At 59.8% G+C, this 17,988-nt stretch carries 17 protein-coding genes and 1 pseudogene; 14 read left to right on the forward strand and 4 right to left on the reverse strand.

Features of this window, described 5'->3' with window-relative positions:
* Positions 1–349: 349 nt before the first annotated feature.
* The 12 genes from Q0072_RS09255 (at position 350) to Q0072_RS09310 (ending at position 11,757) form a co-directional block, all read left to right on the forward strand.
* Positions 350–1,270, forward strand: coding sequence for an aldo/keto reductase (locus Q0072_RS09255; RefSeq protein WP_298328857.1), 921 nt, complete (start codon positions 350–352; stop codon positions 1,268–1,270).
* A gap of 235 nt (positions 1,271–1,505) precedes the next feature.
* On the forward strand, positions 1,506–2,387 hold the full coding sequence (gene mutM / locus Q0072_RS09260) for a bifunctional DNA-formamidopyrimidine glycosylase/DNA-(apurinic or apyrimidinic site) lyase (RefSeq protein ID WP_298328860.1): 882 nt from the start codon (positions 1,506–1,508) through the stop codon (positions 2,385–2,387).
* A gap of 171 nt (positions 2,388–2,558) precedes the next feature.
* Positions 2,559–2,825, forward strand: a complete 267-nt coding sequence (gene rpsT / locus Q0072_RS09265) for a 30S ribosomal protein S20 (protein WP_013479861.1) — start codon at positions 2,559–2,561, stop codon at positions 2,823–2,825.
* Between the two features lie 639 nt (positions 2,826–3,464).
* On the forward strand, positions 3,465–4,889 hold the full coding sequence (dnaA, locus tag Q0072_RS09270; RefSeq protein WP_298328864.1) for a chromosomal replication initiator protein DnaA: 1,425 nt from the start codon (positions 3,465–3,467) through the stop codon (positions 4,887–4,889).
* 145 nt (positions 4,890–5,034) lie between these two features.
* Complete coding sequence (dnaN, locus tag Q0072_RS09275; RefSeq protein WP_298328865.1) at positions 5,035–6,156, forward strand: DNA polymerase III subunit beta; 1,122 nt, start codon at positions 5,035–5,037, stop codon at positions 6,154–6,156.
* Positions 6,157–6,257: 101 nt separating this feature from the next.
* Positions 6,258–6,539, forward strand: a complete 282-nt coding sequence (locus tag Q0072_RS09280) for a DUF1778 domain-containing protein (protein WP_298328867.1) — start codon at positions 6,258–6,260, stop codon at positions 6,537–6,539.
* Positions 6,540–6,541: 2 nt separating this feature from the next.
* Entirely contained in the window at positions 6,542–7,048 is a 507-nt protein-coding gene (locus Q0072_RS09285; protein WP_298328869.1) for a GNAT family N-acetyltransferase, read from the forward strand.
* A gap of 4 nt (positions 7,049–7,052) precedes the next feature.
* Positions 7,053–8,177, forward strand: a complete 1,125-nt coding sequence (gene recF / locus Q0072_RS09290) for a DNA replication/repair protein RecF (RefSeq protein WP_298328871.1) — start codon at positions 7,053–7,055, stop codon at positions 8,175–8,177.
* A gap of 2 nt (positions 8,178–8,179) precedes the next feature.
* On the forward strand, positions 8,180–10,627 hold the full coding sequence (gene gyrB / locus Q0072_RS09295) for a DNA topoisomerase (ATP-hydrolyzing) subunit B (RefSeq protein ID WP_298328873.1): 2,448 nt from the start codon (positions 8,180–8,182) through the stop codon (positions 10,625–10,627).
* 117 nt (positions 10,628–10,744) lie between these two features.
* Positions 10,745–11,038: a ribbon-helix-helix protein, CopG family gene (locus Q0072_RS09300; protein WP_298328875.1), complete on the forward strand. Its 294-nt coding sequence runs from the start codon at positions 10,745–10,747 to the stop codon at positions 11,036–11,038.
* On the forward strand, positions 11,016–11,297 hold the full coding sequence (locus Q0072_RS09305) for a type II toxin-antitoxin system RelE/ParE family toxin (protein WP_298328877.1): 282 nt from the start codon (positions 11,016–11,018) through the stop codon (positions 11,295–11,297). Before Q0072_RS09300 ends, Q0072_RS09305 begins: the two co-directional genes overlap by 23 nt.
* A gap of 13 nt (positions 11,298–11,310) precedes the next feature.
* Entirely contained in the window at positions 11,311–11,757 is a 447-nt protein-coding gene (locus Q0072_RS09310; protein WP_298328879.1) for an NUDIX domain-containing protein, read from the forward strand.
* Between the two features lie 85 nt (positions 11,758–11,842).
* Here Q0072_RS09310 and Q0072_RS09315 read toward each other — a convergent pair.
* The 3 genes and pseudogenes from Q0072_RS09315 to Q0072_RS09325 form a co-directional block, all read right to left on the reverse strand.
* Positions 11,843–13,084, reverse strand: a pseudogene (locus Q0072_RS09315) (argininosuccinate synthase).
* A gap of 75 nt (positions 13,085–13,159) precedes the next feature.
* On the reverse strand, positions 13,160–13,660 hold the full coding sequence (locus Q0072_RS09320; RefSeq protein WP_298328881.1) for a DUF2199 domain-containing protein: 501 nt from the start codon (positions 13,658–13,660) through the stop codon (positions 13,160–13,162).
* A 54-nt stretch (positions 13,661–13,714) separates the two neighbouring features.
* A complete protein-coding gene (locus tag Q0072_RS09325) occupies positions 13,715–15,736 on the reverse strand; it encodes a potassium transporter Kup (RefSeq protein WP_298328883.1) in 2,022 nt (673 codons plus the stop codon).
* Positions 15,737–15,897: 161 nt separating this feature from the next.
* Between Q0072_RS09325 and Q0072_RS09330 the strand changes: the two genes are divergently transcribed.
* Positions 15,898–16,317, forward strand: coding sequence for an Rrf2 family transcriptional regulator (locus tag Q0072_RS09330; protein ID WP_013477548.1), 420 nt, complete (start codon positions 15,898–15,900; stop codon positions 16,315–16,317).
* Positions 16,314–17,111 carry an SDR family oxidoreductase gene (locus Q0072_RS09335; RefSeq protein WP_298328968.1) on the forward strand — a complete coding sequence of 266 codons (798 nt, stop codon included), beginning with the start codon at positions 16,314–16,316 and terminating at the stop codon, positions 17,109–17,111. Before Q0072_RS09330 ends, Q0072_RS09335 begins: the two co-directional genes overlap by 4 nt.
* Positions 17,112–17,113: 2 nt before the next feature.
* On the opposite strand, the gene Q0072_RS09340 is transcribed toward Q0072_RS09335, so the two are convergent.
* Complete coding sequence (locus Q0072_RS09340; protein WP_232037042.1) at positions 17,114–17,848, reverse strand: MarC family protein; 735 nt, start codon at positions 17,846–17,848, stop codon at positions 17,114–17,116.
* Positions 17,849–17,988: the final 140 nt, after the last annotated feature.

Raw genomic sequence — 17,988 nt, forward strand, 5'->3', positions numbered from 1 at the left:
AACATAATGATCTAGATTTTTGTTTCGCCCCTCGCCGGGCGGTGGCTTTGCCACCTTGGCCGCCGCCTCAATGGCGGCTTGAGCGGAATGATTCCATTTGAAATCATTCCGCTCTAAACACCTGACGCTTACGAAATAATGCCAGAAAACGCTCAAGGGTTAACGGTTTTCAAATACCGTTAACCCTTTTGCTTTTACCCTATGGTTTTCAGCTGTGGAAGACCGCTTTTTCCTGCAAATTTGTCATAAATACCCGCCGACGTTCAGAGGTTGTTTAACCTTTGACCGCAGAATCCCGGATGTCACAGGTCATAGCCTGTTGGAATCATTAAGGTTTGGGTAAGGATCAATGAAAGCGGCTCTGGGCCTCGGATCGGCGCAATTCGGATGCGACTACGGCATCTCGAACCTGCGCGGCCGCGTGTCCGAAGACGAGGTCCGTCAGATCCTGCAATACGCGGCCCAGTGCGGCCTGAAGGCCATCGACGTCGCCCCCTATGAAGGCGATGTCGAACGCATACTCGGCCGTTGCTGGCCCTTCCCTTCACCGTTCAAGCCGCAAATCCGCAGCGTCCGCGCCGAAAGAGGCCTCGACTGGGTAGAATCGCGCCTGAAGCGTTCGGTCGAGCATATGGGCTTGGCCCGCGTTGGCGTCGGTATGATCGACGATGCGTCCGACCTGATGGGCCCGCAAGGCGATGCCCTGTGGGCGCGTATGGAAAAGCTGAAGGCCGACGGCCTGTTTTCCCGCATCGGCATTTCGGCGCGTTACGAAGATTCACCCGTGGCCCTGGCCAAGCGCTTCAAGCCCGATCTCATTCAGGTGCCCACCTCGATCCTCGATCAGCGGCTGGTGCGCGAAGGCGCTCTAGAAGCGCTGGCCGGCATGGGCATCGAGGTGCAGGTGCGCTCGGTGTTCCTGCAAGGCCTGCTGTTCACGCCGCGCGAAGCCCTGCCTGCCAATCTGCAACCGCTGGGGCCCCAACTGTCGCGCATCCGCCGCCACCTGCTGGAAACCGCGACCGACCCCCTGCACGCGGCCCTCAGCTACGCCCTGAACCTCAAGGGTGTGTCCTCAGTCATCGTCGGCGTCACCTCGGCCGCCGAACTGCGCGCGGTCATCGCCGCCTCAGATCGTCCGCGCCCGGACCTCGCCTGGCACGCTTTTGCCATCGAAGACCCGATCGCGCTCAACCCGTCGCTCTGGCACGCCGACCTCAGCGACGACCCGCGCCTGCGTGAACGCCGCTCGGTCATCTGCGCCGCTTAGAGTGCTTTCCGAAAAGTGTGACGCACTTTTCGGATAAAAAAGCGCGTTAAACCAAAAAATTTAGAGCTGCTCGGCGGCTCAACTGAGCCGACAAATGCTCTAAACCCGCCAGGGCTTTGGCCACGAAACGAGAACATCCGTGTGCTGAAAAAACAAACGGCTCAGTGCCTCTTTTCGTGTTTTTCGTGGCTAAAATAATCTACATAGGCAGGTACATTTTCATACCGGATCGTCTATGCCCGAACTGCCCGAAGTCGAAACCGTCCGACGCGGCCTGATGCCTGCGCTAGAGCACGCGCGGCTGAGCGGCCTGCGTCTGCATCGGCCCAATCTGCGCTATGCCTTCCCGGAGCGCTTTGCCGAGCAACTGGAGGGCGCTGAAATCCTGCGGCTGGAGCGTCGCGCCAAGTACCTGCTGTTTCACCTCGATACGCAAGCCGTTTGGGTAACCCACCTCGGCATGACCGGACGGTTTCAGGTCACCGATATTGACGGGCAAAGCCTTGCGCTTGATGGGAACTATTACCACGCGGTGCGGCCTGATCCCAAACACCTGCACGTTCAGGTGCTGGCGACCAAGGCCGGTGTGACGCGCCTGATCGATTTTTACGATCCGCGCCGCTTCGGCTTCATGCTGTTGCTGCGCCCTGACGAACTTTACGCGCAGGGCTGGTACAAGGGGCTGGGTCTCGAACCCCTGTCCGACGCGCTGAATGCCGATGCCTTGCACGCCTTGTTCAGCACCCGCCGCACACCGCTGAAAAGCCTGCTGATGGATCAGACGCTGATTTCAGGGTTGGGCAATATCTATGTCTGTGAGGCCCTGTGGCGGGCCGCCCTGTCGCCCGACCTGCCCGGTGAGCGGCTAAGCCACGCCAAGGCGGCTGAGCTGACCCTGGCCGTGCGGGAGGTGCTGGAAGAGGCCGTGGCGGCCGGCGGCTCCTCGATCAGCGATTTCGCCTCAGCTTCCGGCGAACTGGGCTATTTCCAGCACCGCTTCCGCGTCTATGATCGCGAGGATGAGCCCTGCCTGCGGCCCGGTTGCGGGGGCACCATTGCCCGCAAAACCCATTCTGGACGCTCGACTTTTTACTGTCCGGCGTGTCAGAAAGGTTAAGGAGATCGGATGAGGCGAAAAAAGAGTCGTTCTGTGGATGATTCTTGCCCCGAAAGCGTTGACCTGCCTGCGCCCTTCGGTTATATCCCGCCCCCTTGAAATTCGTGTCGCGGCCCCCTTTAGAAGGCTGGCGCCGCGGCTCCCTTAACTTATCGTCCCCTGAGGTGATGAATGGCAAATAATCCCGGCGCCAAGAAAGCGATCCGCAAGATCGCCCGCCGTACCGAAGTCAACAAGGCGCGCCGTTCGCGCGTCCGTACCTACGTGCGCAAGTTCGAAGAAGCTCTGGCCGCTGGCGATGCCGCCGTTGCCAAGACCGCCTTCATCGAAGCGCAATCCGAACTGATGCGCGCCGTGTCGAAGGGCGTGGTGCACAAGAATACCGGCGCCCGCAAGGTGTCGCGTCTGGCCGCCGCTCTCAAGAAGCTGGCCGCCTAATTTCCTTTTCCTGACTATGACAAGCATCAGGCACTGAGCGATCCGCTCCGTGCGCTGATGTTTGTTGTCTTTGGGACTGTGATGCGTCCGGACAATCTTGCTGAGCGTCCGCACTTTGGTTTTCCTAAACTTTTCAATGACCTGATGTCTTTACCACTCTGTGGTGAAGCGTCTTTTTGCGCGTAAAAGTTTTTTAACCCCTGCGTCAAAATGACAACGTCTTAACAGTTTGTAAATTTCTCCTTACCGGGGAAGACGTTATCAGAGTCAACAGAAATATCAGCGCTGGTCAGCAAATATCCTCGTTGACCTGACCGCCGGGAAAGCTAAGGTGAACCCATCTCGCCTTTCCATCCCAATACGGATGAAACGGTGGTGCAGGGCAATGCCTTGCACCAAACGAGAGTCTGTTGCCAAAATTTCACAAAACCAACGACTTAGGTTTTGCCGGAACGCGGATCAGATCGGGGGTGGACACAGCCTGACACTGGTTAAGGTGTGAACGCCAAGGGTTTTTGTAACCGGAGGCGGCTCTCCCTCTTCGGGTGTCAGGGGCTCTCTCAGAGCCTGTGTCAGCCTGTCTGAAGCCGTCGCCGCATAGCGTAAGAGTTGGGGAAAAATGATCGGGGCTTTGATAACATGCCAGGCGTAAACAACTGGTCGCCGATCCAGCCTGAAATGGTATGGACTAAAGTCGCATCCGCGCTTCGTCATGAATTGGGTGAGGGGCCGTACAACTCCTACGTCGCGCCGTCGGCGCTGCGACAGAACCCGCTGGGCGACCCGGTGCTGGTGACGCCGACGCTGTATGCCCGCGACTGGTTTGCCCGCAATGCTCTGCGCCGCGCCAATGAGCTGTGGGCGCAGCACGATCCGGACCATCGCTCCCTTGAGCTGAAGTCGCGCGCTGAATTCGATGATCAGTCGAAGGCTGCCCCCATGACACCGGTGACCCGCGTGGACAGCGCGCCGGTGGCCCCCTCCATGGCCCCCGTGGTCAATTTTCACGACGCGGCGGCCCGCGTGGCCGGGCTTCAGGAACGCCTTACGTTTGAGACCTTTGTGCCGGGTCGTGGCAATGAATTCGCCTACACCATGTCGCGTCAGGTCGCCACCTGGGCGGATGGACACTTTAACCCGGTCTTCTTCCACGGCCCTTACGGCTATGGGAAAACGCACCTTCTGAACGCCATCGCCTGGGAAGCGAAGGCCCGCCGTCAGGACGCAAAAGTCGTCTATCTGACCGCGGAAAAGTTCACCTCGACCTTTGTGAAATCGCTTCAGGACCGCTCGACTGCGGCCTTTAAGGATGAGCTGCGCAGCGCCGATCTGCTTCTGATCGACGATGTGCACTTTATCGGCGGCAAGACCTCGTCGCAGGAAGAGCTGTTTCACACCTTGACCGCGCTGTTGGAAAACAATAAGCGCGTGGTGTTCACGGCGGACCGTCCGCCGTCACACCTCAACGAAATCGAAGCGCGTCTCAGATCGCACCTGTCCTCCGGACTGGTCTGCGCTCTGGATGTCGCCGATCAAAGCCTGAGAATGGGCATTATCGAGCGCAAGCTCGATCAACTCGCTAAGCGTCTGGGCGTCGCCCAGAAGCCGCAACATGATGTACTGCAATTTTTAGCAGATCGCGTACCGGGTTCTATCCGAGAGCTGGAAGGGGCCGTTAATACCCTGGCCGCTTCGGCCGGTGCGCGTCTGGGGAGTTTGACTTTGGACGAAGCTATGGCCTTGCTGCAACCCAACCTGAAGGTATCGGCGGAGCGCCGCGTGACGGTCGATGAAATCCAGAAGCTGACGGCGGATCACTTCGCCCTGAAGCAGGCGGATCTTCTGTCGGAGCGCCGGACGCGCTCGGTCGCCCGCCCGCGTCAGGTGGCGATGTGGCTGTGCAAGCAGCACACGACGCGTTCCTATCCGGATATCGGCCGCCGTTTCGGTGGACGTGACCACACCACGGTTTTGCACGCCGTGAAGAAGGTCGAGGAGCTGCTGCAAAGCGACGAACAGATCGCTAAGGACGTCGAAGCCCTGACCCGTAAGCTGCGTGGCTGATTTGCCGGTTTAACCGGTTGACGCCGCTTAATAAACATTTAAGGTCTTGCGAAGCGCCGGGGCATCTGCCCCGGCCTTTTGCTCTATACCTGTACAGCCGCAAAGGCTGGTCAATAATTTTGGCCAATAATTTTGGGATGCCAAGATGCAGCTAATCATTGAACGTGGCGCACTCCTGAAGGCACTGGGCCACGTGCAGAACGTGGTGGAACGCCGCAACACCATCCCCATACTGTCGAACGTGCTCCTGTCGGCCGAAGGTTCTCAGGTGTCCTTTTCGGCCACCGACCTCGACATGGAGATCGTTGATTCGGCCGAAGCCATTGTCGCCGTGCCGGGTCAGATCACTGCGCCCGCCCATACCCTGTACGAAATCGTACGCAAGCTGCCCGATGGGGCCGATGTTGAACTGCGCTATCAGGCCGGCGACGATCCGCGCCTTTCGGTTCAGGCTGGGCGGTCGCGCTTCGCCCTGCCCGTCCTGCCCGCCGGAGACTTCCCGGTCATGTCGGGTGATCACGACGGTACGACCTATGCAGTTCTGAAAGAAGACTTGAAGCGCCTGATCGACAAGACGCGCTTTGCCGTCTCCACCGAAGAGACGCGCTACTATCTCAACGGCCTGTTCCTGCACACCCTGACCGAGGACGGTTCGGGCTACCTGCGCGCCGTGGCCACCGACGGTCACCGTCTGGCCCTCGCCGAAATGCCGGCGCCCGATGGTGCGATGGGTAGCGCCGGGGTCATCATCCCGCGCAAGACGATTGATCAGGCCCGCCGCCTTCTGGACGATGGCACGGGCTATGTCGAACTGACCGTTTCGCCTGCCAAGATCCGCTTCAACTTCGGCACCGCCGCCCTGACGTCGAAAATCATCGACGGTTCCTTCCCGGACTATGGCCGCGTCATCCCGAAGAACAATGACAAGCTGATGCGTATTGACACGGGCATCCTGTCACGCGCCGTGGATCGCGTTTCGACCATCTCGGCGGAAAAGAGCCGCTCGGTGAAGATGGCCATTGAACCGGGCCGTCTGACGCTCACCGTGCGCAATATCGAAGCCGGTCAGGCCGTCGAAGAAGCGGAAATCGACTACGATTCCGACGCGCTCGAAATCGGCTTCAACGCCCGCTACATCCTCGATGTGATGGGGCAGATCGCCGGTGAGCAGGTGGAACTGCGCCTCAATGATGCGGCGTCTCCGACCCTGGTGCTCGATACCGCCGATCAGGGCGTCCAGTACGTGCTGATGCCGCTGCGGGTATAATCCGACGCTAAGAGTACCGCAAAAGGCCGTGAACATAGTTTCGCGGCCTTTTGTCATGACAACGTCCGACGTATATGCTAAATATCGGGCAGGAGACTGATATGCCCGCTACGCCCCCCCGTAATCAGAAGCTCGATCTGCGCATCACGCCGCAGGCCAAGTCCTATTTGCAGGCGGCGGCACAGGCGGCGCATCGCTCGGTCAGTGAATTTGTTCTGGAAAGCGCTCTGGCCAAGGCCGAGGAAACTCTGGCCGAAAGACGCGCCTTCGCCCTTACCGCCGAGACATGGGAGGCTTTCAGCAACGCTCTGGACGCCGACCCGCGTGATCTGCCGGCGATCCGTCGCCTGTTCGAATCCCAGAGCCCGTTCGAGCGCTCCTGATAGTGACCGCTTTCCGGATTGAAAAACTGACCAAGCGACACGCCGTCGAGGACTTCGACTGCGGCGAGGTGGCATTGAACCGCTTTCTGGCGCGTTTTGCTCTTGTCAATCAGACCGCCAATTCCGCCGTAACCTATGTCGGGTTGCGCGGGGATGAGGTCATCGGATTTTACTCGCTGGTAGTCGGTGAGGTCTATTACGCCGACGCCCCGGAAAGACTTAAAAAAGGGCTCGCGCAACATCCTGTCCCTGTCATGCTTTTGGCGCGTCTGGCGGTCAGTCGCTCCTGGCAAAACCAACACTTGGGTAGCGGTCTGCTGAAAGACGCCATTCGCCGCACGCTTCAGGCCGCCGATATTGCGGGTATTCGCGCCCTGATCGTCCACGCCAAGGACGATAGGGCGCGGGCCTTTTACCAGCGCCACGATTTCATCCCGTCGCCTTCCGACCCTCTGCATCTGTTCGCCCTGATCAAGGATTTGCGTGCAGCCGCGAGCCCGCAAGGCTAAGCGCATGAAAACCCGAATTCACGCCCTGAGCCTGACCGATTTTCGCGGCTATGACCGGCTTGATGTCGATCTGGCCGGGCGGTCGCTGTATCTGTTCGGGCCTAATGGGGCGGGTAAAACCAACTTCCTCGAAGCGATCAGCGTCCTCAACCCCGGTCGGGGGCTGCGCGGGGCCGCCGTCAGCGATCTGGGCCGCCGCCTGCCTCAGGAGGCCAGGGGGCGCGCCTGGGGCGTGTCGGTCGAGCTAAAAAGCACCGAGGACGATATCCGCATCGGAACGGGGTCCGACCCGCGCAGCCTTGAAAAACGTCTGGTGCGCATCGATCAGCAGACCGTCCCGGCAGGCCGCCTGCTCGATCATATTCGCCTGGTCTGGCTGACCCCGGCACAGGACCGTATCTTCCTTGAGGCGCGCGCCGAACGTCTGCGTTTTTTCGACCGGCTGGTCTTCGCCGCCACGCCTTCACACGCCACGACGGTCAGCGCCTATGAAAAAGCCTTGCGGGAGCGCCTGAAGCTGCTGGTGCAGGGGCCGGCTGACGCCGTATGGCTTGATGCACTGGAGGAACGGCTGGCCGAGGCCGGAAGCGAAATGATTGTCGCCCGCCGCGCCGCCTTAAGCGATCTTCAGGCTGAGATCGAAGCGCACGAAAGCGCCTTCCCCAAGGCCGATCTGGGGCTGATCAACGAAGCGTCGGATGCCCGTGAACCCGATGCCCTGAATAGGGCTTTGCGTGAGGGATTTGCCCGCGCCCGCGCCCGTGATTCGGCGGCGGGGCGCTCGCTTTTTGGCCCCCATCGCACCGATCTCAGCGTCTTTCACCGCGAAAAGGACCGTCCGGCGGCGGACTGTTCCACAGGGGAGCAAAAAGCCCTCGTTCTGAACCTGATTTTGGCGCAGGGGTCGAGACTTTCGCGTGTCAAAAGCGCACCGAATCCTGTAGTGTTACTTGACGAAGTCGCAGCCCACCTCGACCCGATTCGCCGGGCGGCGCTGTTTGATGAAACCGATCGTCTGGGCCTGCAAACCCTGTTTACAGGCACGGACGAAAGCCTCTTCGACGGATTGTCCGGGCGTGCGCTTGGGGTTCGTGTCGAAGGGGGCCATTGGGTAGAATTTAGGGACTAGGCATGGCCGAAAACGAAGAGCATCCGGAAATCGTCGAAAACGCCTATGGCGCGGATTCGATCAAGGTTCTCAAAGGGCTGGATGCGGTGCGTAAGCGCCCCGGCATGTATATCGGCGACACGGATGACGGGTCGGGCCTGCACCACATGGTCTATGAAGTCGTCGATAACGCCATCGACGAAGCGCTGGCTGGTCACGCCACGCGCGTCGAAGTGATCCTCAATGCTGATGGGTCCTGTTCGGTGTCCGACGACGGGCGCGGGATGCCGGTCGATATCCACGCCGAAGAAGGCGTGTCGGCGGCCGAAGTCATCATGACGCAGCTCCATGCCGGCGGTAAATTCGATCAGAACAGCTACAAGGTTTCCGGCGGTCTGCACGGCGTCGGCGTGTCGGTCGTCAACGCGCTGTCCGATTACGTTGAGCTGAAAATCTTCCGTAATGGCAAGACGCACGAGGCGCGCTTTGAACTGGGCGAAACCGTGCGCTCGGTCGAGGTCACCGGCGACGCGCCCCTGCGCGAAAACGGCAACCCGTTGACTGGCACCATCGTCACCTTCCTGCCGTCGCTGAAGACCGGCCCGGACACAGGCACCTTCACCTTCATTGATTTCGACCGTAAGACGCTGGAACACCGCCTGCGTGAGCTGGCCTTCCTCAATTCCGGCGTCCATATCCGCTTTGCCGATCTGCGTGAGGCCGAGCCCTACGACATCATCCTGCATTACGAAGGCGGCATCGTCGAATTCGTCAAGCATCTGGACAAGTCGAAATCGCCAATCATCAAAGAACCGATCGACGCGCGCGGCCTGCGTGACAAAGTCGAGGTCGATCTGGCTCTGCAATGGAACGACAGCTATCACGAGACGATGCTGTGCTTCACCAACAACATCCCGCAGCGCGACGGCGGCACCCACCTGGCGGCCTTCCGTGGCGCGCTGACGCGGGTGATGTCAGCCTATATGGAATCCTCCGGCCTCGCCAAGAAGGAAAAGGTGTCAGTATCGGGCGAAGACGCCCGTGAAGGCCTGACCTGCGTGCTGTCGGTCAAGGTGCCGGACCCCAAATTCTCGTCGCAGACCAAGGACAAGCTGGTCTCCTCCGAAGTGCGTCCCGCCGTCGAAGGCATCGTTTTTGAGAAGCTGTCGCAGTGGTTTGAGGAAAATCCGGTCGAAGCCAAACAGATTGTCTCCAAGATCATCGAAGCGGCGGCCGCCCGTGAAGCGGCGCGCAAGGCCCGCGAACTGACCCGCCGCAAGTCGGCGCTCGACATCAACTCGCTGCCGGGCAAGCTGGCCGACTGTCAGGAACGCGACCCGGCCAAGTCCGAACTGTTTATCGTCGAGGGTGACTCGGCCGGCGGCTCGGCCAAGCAGGGCCGCAACCGCGAAAATCAGGCCATCCTGCCCCTGCGCGGTAAGATTCTGAATGTCGAACGCGCGCGTTTTGACAAGATGCTGTCGTCGGAAATGATCGGCACGCTGATCACGGCGCTCGGCACCGGCATCGGGCGCGACGATTTCAATATCGAGAAGCTCCGCTACCACAAGATCATCATCATGACCGATGCTGACGTGGACGGCGCGCACATCCGCACCCTGCTTTTGACCTTCTTCTACCGTCAGATGCCGCAGATCATCGAAAACGGCTACCTCTATATCGCCCAGCCGCCGCTGTATAAGGTCGCCAAGGGCAAGTCGTCGCGCTACCTGAAGGACAATACCGAAATGGACGCCTTCCTGATCGAGGAAGGTACATCTGAGGCGGTGCTGGAACTGCGCAACGGTGAGCGTATCACCGCTCAGGACCTTGAGGCTCAGGTGCGTATCGCCAAGACCTTCAAGGGCAGTGTGGATCGTCTGGCCAGCCGCGCCCCGGCCTTCGCCATCGAACAGGCGGCTCTGGGTGGCCTGTTCGGGGACAAACCCGATCTGGCGCTGGTCGCCAAGCGTCTCGATCGCCTTAAAGAGGATGGCGACGGCGACTGGAGCGTCGAAGCCAATACGACCAGCCACGGCGGCTATGTCTTTACCCGCGTGCGTCGCGGCGTGTCGGAAAAGATCGTTCTGGATGACGGCCTGATCCATTCGCAGGACGCCCGCCGCCTCAATGAGCGGACTCTGGAACTGGGTGACCTGTTCACTGAGGTCTCGACCTTCCGCCGCAAGGACAAGGCCGCCGACATCCGCGGCCCGCTGGACCTCGTGGCCGCCGTTCTCGATGCCGGACGTAAGGGCCTGAGCATCCAGCGCTATAAGGGTCTGGGTGAGATGAACCCGGATCAGTTGTGGGAAACCACGCTGGATAAGGACGCCCGCACCCTGCTTCAGGTCAAAGTCAACCTGACCGACGAAGCCGACGACCTGTTCGTCAAGCTGATGGGCGATCTGGTCGAACCGCGCCGCGAGTTCATTCAGGACAATGCGCTCGATGCCGAGGTGGACGCGTAAGGACCACTCAAACCTTCTCTTCCGAAACCGCCGAAGTCTCAGCGCTTCGGCGGTTTTTTATCGCTGGAAGTGTCAGTTTGCGATACGATGTGTTCACTCGCAATACGAGGTGTTATCATGGCTGATACCTTCTCCATTCGCCTGCCTGACGACCTGCGCGCTGAGGTGGACCGCATCGCCGCAGACAGCAAACGCTCGCGCGCCTTCATTATCAAGGAAGCGGTCGAAGCCTATGTCGAGGATCGTCGGGCCTATCACACAGCCATTGAAGCGGCCCTGGTCGAAGCCGACAAGGGGGTTTTCGTGTCGGCGGCAAACGTGCAAACCTGGATGGAAGCGCTGGTGAACGACCCGAACGCCTTACCGCCTGAACCCGATGTTTTCAAATATGCCGCTGATCGTTCTTCCTGACGCTTTGGCGGATATCGGGCAGGCTTTTTCCTATATCCATGCACGCAATCCCCAAGCGGCCAGACATCTGCAAATCGCTCTGACAGGTGCCTTTGAACGGATCGGCAGTCGTCCTCGTATCGGCCGGCTGCACGCCGATGGCCGATACAGGGAATGGTCTGTGGTCGGCTGGCCCTATATCATCGTGTATCGAACCGTTGGCGACGATGTTGAAATTCTGCGGGTCTGGCATGAACGCCGGGAGCGGCCCCAGACATAACGAAAAGAGCACGATGAAAAACGTCATTCACCTCGCCACAGCGGTTGTGGTCGATCCGCAGCGTAAGCAGGCGCTGGTCGTGCGCAAGCACGGCTCAGCGACCTTCATTCAGCCCGGCGGCAAGATAGACGCCGGCGAAACGGCCATGGAGGCCTTGCGCCGCGAATTGCTTGAAGAAATCGGGCTGGAGATCACGGAAGACGAAGCTGTCTATCTGGGTCATTTCACGGCTCCGGCGGTCCATGAAAACGGCTTTACCGTGGACTCGCAGGCCTTTTGGATCGAAACAGACAAACCCGTCTGTGCGGCGGCGGAAATCGCGGAAATACAATGGATTGATCCGCTTGCGACACCGAATCTGCCGCTGGCACCACTCTCGAAGCAGCTCATGGCGTTAGCGGTGGAACGACTCCAGTTAAGGGGTGTGGGGTCCGCGACCCCACGAACCTTTGAGCAATAAAAAACCCTGCTTAGCGAAAGCAGGGTTTTTTATTGCTTGAAAAGACTCTGGGGCCGTAGGCCCCAGACCCCGTTACTTAAAAGCCTTACTTGGCGTCGCGGGCGTCGCGCTTGGCCGCGACACGCAGGCGCAGGGCATTGAGCTTGATAAAGCCCGCTGCGTCGCGGTGATCATATGCGACCTTGCCTTCTTCGAAGGTCACGAGGTCCTGATCATAGAGGCTATAGGGGCTTTCGCGGCCGATGACCGAGACATTGCCCTTATACAGCTTCACCGTCACGCGGCCGGTGACCTTGGCCTGCGAATAGTCGATGGCGGCCTGAAGCATCTCGCGCTCCGGCGAGAACCAGAAGCCGTTATAGACCAGCGAGGCGTATTTCGGCATCAGCTCGTCCTTCAGGTGCATGGCCCCGCGGTCCAGCGTGATCGACTCGATACCGCGGTGCGCCGCCAGCAGGATAGTGCCGCCTGGGGTCTCATAGACGCCGCGCGACTTCATGCCGACGAAGCGGTTTTCGACGAGGTCCAGACGACCGACGCCATTGTCGTGGCCCAACTGGTTCAGCTTGGTCAGCAGCGCCGCCGGCGACAGGGCTTCACCATTGATGGCGACCGGATCGCCCTTTTCAAAGTCGATGGTGAAGACTTCGGCCTTGTCCGGTGCCGCTTCCGGCGAGATGGTGCGCTGATAGACGAACTCAGGGGCTTCAACCGCCGGGTCTTCCAGCACCTTACCCTCGGACGAGGAGTGCAGCAGGTTGGCATCGACCGAGAAGGGCGCGTCGCCGCGCTTATCCTTGGCGATGGGGATCTGATGCTGTTCGGCAAAGGCCAGCAGGGATTCACGCGACGCAAAGTCCCACTCACGCCACGGGGCGATGACGCGGATATCGGGCTCAAGGCCATAATAGCCCAGCTCGAAACGCACCTGATCGTTACCCTTGCCCGTCGCGCCGTGGCAGACGGCATCGGCACCGACCTTGCGGGCGATTTCTATCTGCTTCTTGGCGATCAGCGGACGCGCGATCGAGGTGCCGAGCAGGTACTGGCCTTCATAGACGGTGTTGGCGCGGAACATCGGGAAGACGAAATCGCGCACGAACTCTTCGCGCAGGTCTTCGATATAGATGTTTTCCGGCTTGATGCCCAGCAGCTCGGCCTTCTTGCGCGCGGGCTCCAGCTCCTCGCCCTGACCGAGATCGGCGGTGAAGGTCACCACCTAGTCATTATATTCGGTCTGAAGCCACTTTAGGATGATCGAGGTGTCGAGGCCGCCCGAATAGGCGAGGACGACTTTCTTGACGGGCTTTTCAGTAGGGGAGGTCATGGGGCAACCACTCCGGTCAGGGGGGTGAAAACAGTTGCTCGCGCCTTTAAGACCCCTCCCCTCAAGATGCAAGGATTAATGCAGGAGCGAGAGGGCCATCTTATGCCATTGGGCTACGGTAATGCCGTTTTTCTGATCGATGGCCAGAGGGTGGTCGATCTGTGTTACCGTGAAAAGTGGCACCGTGCCCGGCTCGCGGTCCTGAACCAAAAGCGAAAGGTGAAGAACTTGATCATAAGGCCGGAGAGGGCTGCATAACCAGCCGAAACTGGGCGGATCATCACCCCGATCCGGATCGTTCCATCGGTCTTGCCTGCGATTGAAGTTCTCTTCGCTGAGGGAGGACCAGACCGAGAAGGTCAGGGGCGTCGCATGATTTATGATAGGGATTTCTATATGTCCCCTGACAAAAAAATGCTCGTCGTCAACGACGCACCAACTGTCAGAAAGCTCGACACGCGATTGAAACGCCTCTTCCGACACCAGCGCCCGCCAAGGTGCCTCAATCCCGAAGCACACAGGCATATCATCATGTGCCTGGCCGCAATGACGGCACTTCCATTTGATCCCGAACAACGAATTCCCCCAAATAAAAGCCCCATCCGGTGAGCCGGACGGGGCTGGACTTAACTATACGCTGACCTGCGTCCCAAGCTCCACCACACGCCCCGGCGGGATATGGAAGAACTCGGTCGGGTTGGTGGCGTTGCGCATCAGGAAGATGAACAGGCGATCCTGCCACAGCGGCATACCCGACGTCGCCGAGGCCACCACGCTACGGCGACCGAGGAAGAAGCTGGTGGCCATGATGTCGAACTTCAGGCCCTGCTTGCGGCAGATACCCATGGCCTTGGGCAGGTTGGGGCTCTCCATAAAGCCATAGTGCACCGTGACGCGCTTGAAATCCTCATCGAGCTTTTCGATGGTGATGCGCTCGGATTCGTGCACACGCGGGATGTTGCGCGTATCGACCGTCAGGATGATGTTCTTCTCGTGCAAAATCTTGTTGTGCTTGAGATTGTGCATCAGGGCCACGGGCGCGACTTCGGCGTCAGAGGTGAGGAAGATGGCCGTACCCGGCACGCGGTGCGGCGGGCGCGCCTTCAACATGTCGATCAGATCGGTCAGCAGGACGCTGTCGCGGCGGGACTTGTCGAACAGTATCTGCGAGCCACGCACCCAGGTCGCCATGACCGTAAATAGCGCGACACCGATCAGCACCGGCAGCCAGCCGCCGGTAAAGAAACGCAAGGCGTTGGCGCTGAGGAAGGCAAGATCGAGGATCATAAACGGGATGATGAAGGCCAAAACGCGCGGCCAGCCCCATTTCCACATCTGACGCATGACGATGGCCGCCATCAGCGTCGTAACCACCATGGTCCCCGTCACGGCCAGACCATAGGCGTGCGCCAGAGCCGACGACGTCTGGAAGGTCAGCATCACTACAATCACGCCCACCAGAAGCATGGTGTTGAGCTGGGGCACAAAAATCTGACCCTCCTGCGTTTCCGAGGTCCGTTTGACGTTCAGACGCGGCAGAAGACCAAGTTGAATGGCTTGCTGAGTGAGCGAAAAGGCCCCGGTGATGACTGCCTGTGACGCAATGACCGTCGCCATCCCGGCCAGCAAAACCAGCGGCAGACGCAGGACCTCTGGAGCCAGTTCAAAGAACCAGTTCATCTCCGGAAAGGGCTTACCGGCCGCCTGAGAGGCTTCCAGAACGCTTAGCGCCAGCGCGCCCTGCCCCAGATAATTCATCATCAGACACGGCAAAACGAAGAATTGCCAGGCTGCCTGAATGGGCCAGCGCCCAAAATGGCCCATGTCGGCGGTCAGGGCCTCGGCCCCGGTGACCGTCAGAAAAACAGCCCCAAGGACCAGAAAACCGGCCATGCCATGTTCCAGCAGAAACTTGACAGCGTACCAAGGGCTGAAAGCCGCAATAATGTCGGGATGAGCCCCCAGATTAAACGCACCAAGGGCGAACATGACGGCGAACCACACCGTGCAGATAGGACCAAAAAGCTGTCCAACTCTTTCCGTGCCATGGCTTTGGATGAGAAAAAGCCCAATCAACATGATCAGGGCAATGAACATCACCACTTCGTTCGTGATAGACGGCGCAATATTATCGATGGTGCGCAACCCTTCAACGGCCGACAAGACCGATATGGCCGGGGTAATGATGGCGTCACCGTAAAACAGCGCCGCACCGATCACACCGAGGGTGAATATGACCGCCGTCCGCTTACCTATGGCTTGCTGCGCCAGCGCCATCAGCGACAAAACGCCGCCTTCGCCCTTGTTATCGGCACGCATGATGAACATGACGTATTTAACCGTCACCACAAGGATCAGCGCCCACAGGGCCAGCGACACGACGCCGAGAATTTCCGAGCGCGTCACGCCATCGCCCGCCGCCGCGTGCAAGGCTTCCTTGAAGGCATACAGCGGCGAGGTGCCGATGTCGCCAAACACCACGCCGATGGACCCCAAAGCCAGCGCCCAGAAACCCGCGTGTTTGGCCTGGCCTTCGGTAGGATGCGGTTGTGAGGGTTTGTGCGCGGACGCGACGTCCGCTCCGGGCTTGTCGCCGGTGGAGACCGAAGCGTCCGGGGAGGGACTGGCTTCGGGAGGGGTATCCCCGATCATGCAATATCTCCTGAGAGACCACACAGGAGGGTCCTCGCTTGAACGGCGGGCCTCTTACGCCCATTTCTAGACAGATTCAATCCACATTGCATCAGGCCTCACCTCACATGTGCCGATTCCACTAGGAATAGCAGTCAAATTATCGTAATTACAGAGGGATCATGTCCGACAGTCAGAGATTTCCCGTCGCCGCGCATACCCTGGCCTATCTGGCCCACAAAGGGGCCTATTCGCGTGAACAGGCGGTATCCTCGTCTGTTCTTGCGGCCTCTATCCCGACTAACCCCGTCGTTATCCGTCGCATGACCACGCAACTGGCCAAGGCCGGTCTGGTCGATACCTGTTCAGGTGTCTCCGGCGGCACATGGTTGCTTAAACCTGCTGAAACCATCCCGCTGGATCAGGTGCTGCACGCCGTGCACGGTTGCGCCCATCTGGGCTCGGCCCCGCCGGGAGCCGATGGCTGCCCTGTCGGTCAGGCCATCCCCAAGGCGGTATCGGGCGCGATGAAAGCGGCCAATGCCGCCGCGACTGAAACCCTTTCGAAAATCACCGTCGCCGACCTTATCCGGAATATCTGATGCGCAGACTGGCCCTCATTACCGGCGCAACATCGGGCATTGGCCTGGCCTTCGCCCGCGTCTATGCCAGCCACGGCTGGGACGTGGTGGTGACGGGCCGCCGTCAGGAGCGGCTGGAAAAGCTGGTCGAGGAAATTCGCCTGCGCTTTGGCGTCGAAGCCTATTTTGTCGTGGCGGACCTGTCCGAAGCGGGCGCGCCGCAAAAGCTGATCGACTATGTGACTTCGCTGGGGCGCAAGGTCGATGGGCTGGTCAATAATGCCGGTTATGGCCTGCCCGAAGGCTTTATCGGCAATGCCTTTTCGTCGCATGAGGCCTTTCTGCGGGTACTGATGCACGCCCCGACCGAGCTGGCCTATCTGGTCCTGCCAAGCATGATCGAACAGAAGTTCGGCCGCATCGTCAATGTGTCGTCTCTGGCCTCTTACCTGCCCGCCTCGCCGGGCGACACCCTCTATGCCCCGGTCAAGGCCTATCTGACGCGCTTTTCGCAAGGTCTGCATCTTGAGGCGCGCGACCACGGCGTGCACGTCAGCGCCCTATGCCCCGGCTATACCTATTCGGAATTCCACGACGTCACGGGCTCGCGTGAGCGCATCAGTCAGGCGACGCCGGAATGGATGTGGATGGGCGCTGATGAGGTGGCCCGCGAAGGCTATCAGGCCGCCGAAGCCAACCGCGCCATCTGCGTGCCGGGCGCGCCTAACAAGTTCCTGTCGGCGCTGCTGAAGATCATCCCCGATGACTGGGCGCTGGAGCTGATCTCCAACCACCTGCGCAAGATGGTGCGTTAAAACTACGACCCGCTATAAGGGTGCGCCGCCGCCGGCACGATAATGTCGTGCGTGACGGTCGAAATGGCCGAAATGATGATCTGCACCGACAAGGCACACAGGATCAGCCCCAGCACGCGGATGACCACCACCATGCCGACGCGGCCGAGCATCTTGGAAATATGCCCGGTAAACAGGAAGGTCAGCAGCACCGCCAGCGAGGTGGTGACGATGGCCCCAAGGCCGACCGCCATACCCGTAATGCCGTATTTCTGAGCCTCACCCGCCTGAATGATGACGGTCGAGATGGCGCCCGGCCCGATCAGCAGCGGGATGGCAAAGGGCACGACGAACTTTTCAAAGGTTTTCTTGGCGCGGTCACGACCCCGGATCGGGGCCCCGTGCGCATCGACCGTATCTTCGGTCAGGGATTCGGTCTCTTCGAACATGGCCAGAAAATCGCCACGCGTCATGTCGAGCCCCAGCAGGAACAGCAGGATGCCGCCGGCAATGCGGAAGGCGTCCATCGAAATGCCGAAAAACTGAAGCAGGGCCAGACCGGTAAAGAAGAAGAAGCTGAGGAACAGGGCGGCAAAGGCTGAGATATAGACCACCAGCCAGCGCCGCGCCGATTCCGACTGCGTGCGCGTAGCTGCCGCAAAGATCGGCACATTGCCGATGGGATCGAGCAGGGCGAACAGGGTGATGAAGAAGTTCACATAAAGCTCAACCAGACCCAAGGAGCCGCCCGACATCATTCACCCTCCTGCAACCGATTCAATGTGTAACAGACCCGTCTATCCGGTTACAGGAAAAACTTTCGCAGAGACTGAGGTCGGGGGGCGCGTTTTCCCCATTGTGCGTTGAAAAATCCGGTGTAAGGGAAACCGACTGTTTC

Origin of the sequence: Asticcacaulis sp., assembly GCF_027484505.1 — a bacterium.
Taxonomy (GTDB): Bacteria; Pseudomonadota; Alphaproteobacteria; order Caulobacterales; family Caulobacteraceae; genus Asticcacaulis.

Coding starts and splice junctions, on each gene's coding strand:
- Q0072_RS09305 (WP_298328877.1), top strand. CDS start 11,016: ATGCCGCTGATCGTTCTTCCTGACGCTTTGGCGGATATCGGGCAGGCT.
- mutM (WP_298328860.1), top strand. CDS start 1,506: ATGCCCGAACTGCCCGAAGTCGAAACCGTCCGACGCGGCCTGATGCCT.
- Q0072_RS09325 (WP_298328883.1), bottom strand. CDS start 15,736: ATGATCGGGGATACCCCTCCCGAAGCCAGTCCCTCCCCGGACGCTTCG.
- dnaA (WP_298328864.1), top strand. CDS start 3,465: ATGCCAGGCGTAAACAACTGGTCGCCGATCCAGCCTGAAATGGTATGG.
- Q0072_RS09280 (WP_298328867.1), top strand. CDS start 6,258: ATGCCCGCTACGCCCCCCCGTAATCAGAAGCTCGATCTGCGCATCACG.
- recF (WP_298328871.1), top strand. CDS start 7,053: ATGAAAACCCGAATTCACGCCCTGAGCCTGACCGATTTTCGCGGCTAT.
- Q0072_RS09330 (WP_013477548.1), top strand. CDS start 15,898: ATGTCCGACAGTCAGAGATTTCCCGTCGCCGCGCATACCCTGGCCTAT.
- Q0072_RS09300 (WP_298328875.1), top strand. CDS start 10,745: ATGGCTGATACCTTCTCCATTCGCCTGCCTGACGACCTGCGCGCTGAG.
- Q0072_RS09255 (WP_298328857.1), top strand. CDS start 350: ATGAAAGCGGCTCTGGGCCTCGGATCGGCGCAATTCGGATGCGACTAC.
- gyrB (WP_298328873.1), top strand. CDS start 8,180: ATGGCCGAAAACGAAGAGCATCCGGAAATCGTCGAAAACGCCTATGGC.
- Q0072_RS09340 (WP_232037042.1), bottom strand. CDS start 17,848: ATGATGTCGGGCGGCTCCTTGGGTCTGGTTGAGCTTTATGTGAACTTC.
- Q0072_RS09310 (WP_298328879.1), top strand. CDS start 11,311: ATGAAAAACGTCATTCACCTCGCCACAGCGGTTGTGGTCGATCCGCAG.
- rpsT (WP_013479861.1), top strand. CDS start 2,559: ATGGCAAATAATCCCGGCGCCAAGAAAGCGATCCGCAAGATCGCCCGC.
- dnaN (WP_298328865.1), top strand. CDS start 5,035: ATGCAGCTAATCATTGAACGTGGCGCACTCCTGAAGGCACTGGGCCAC.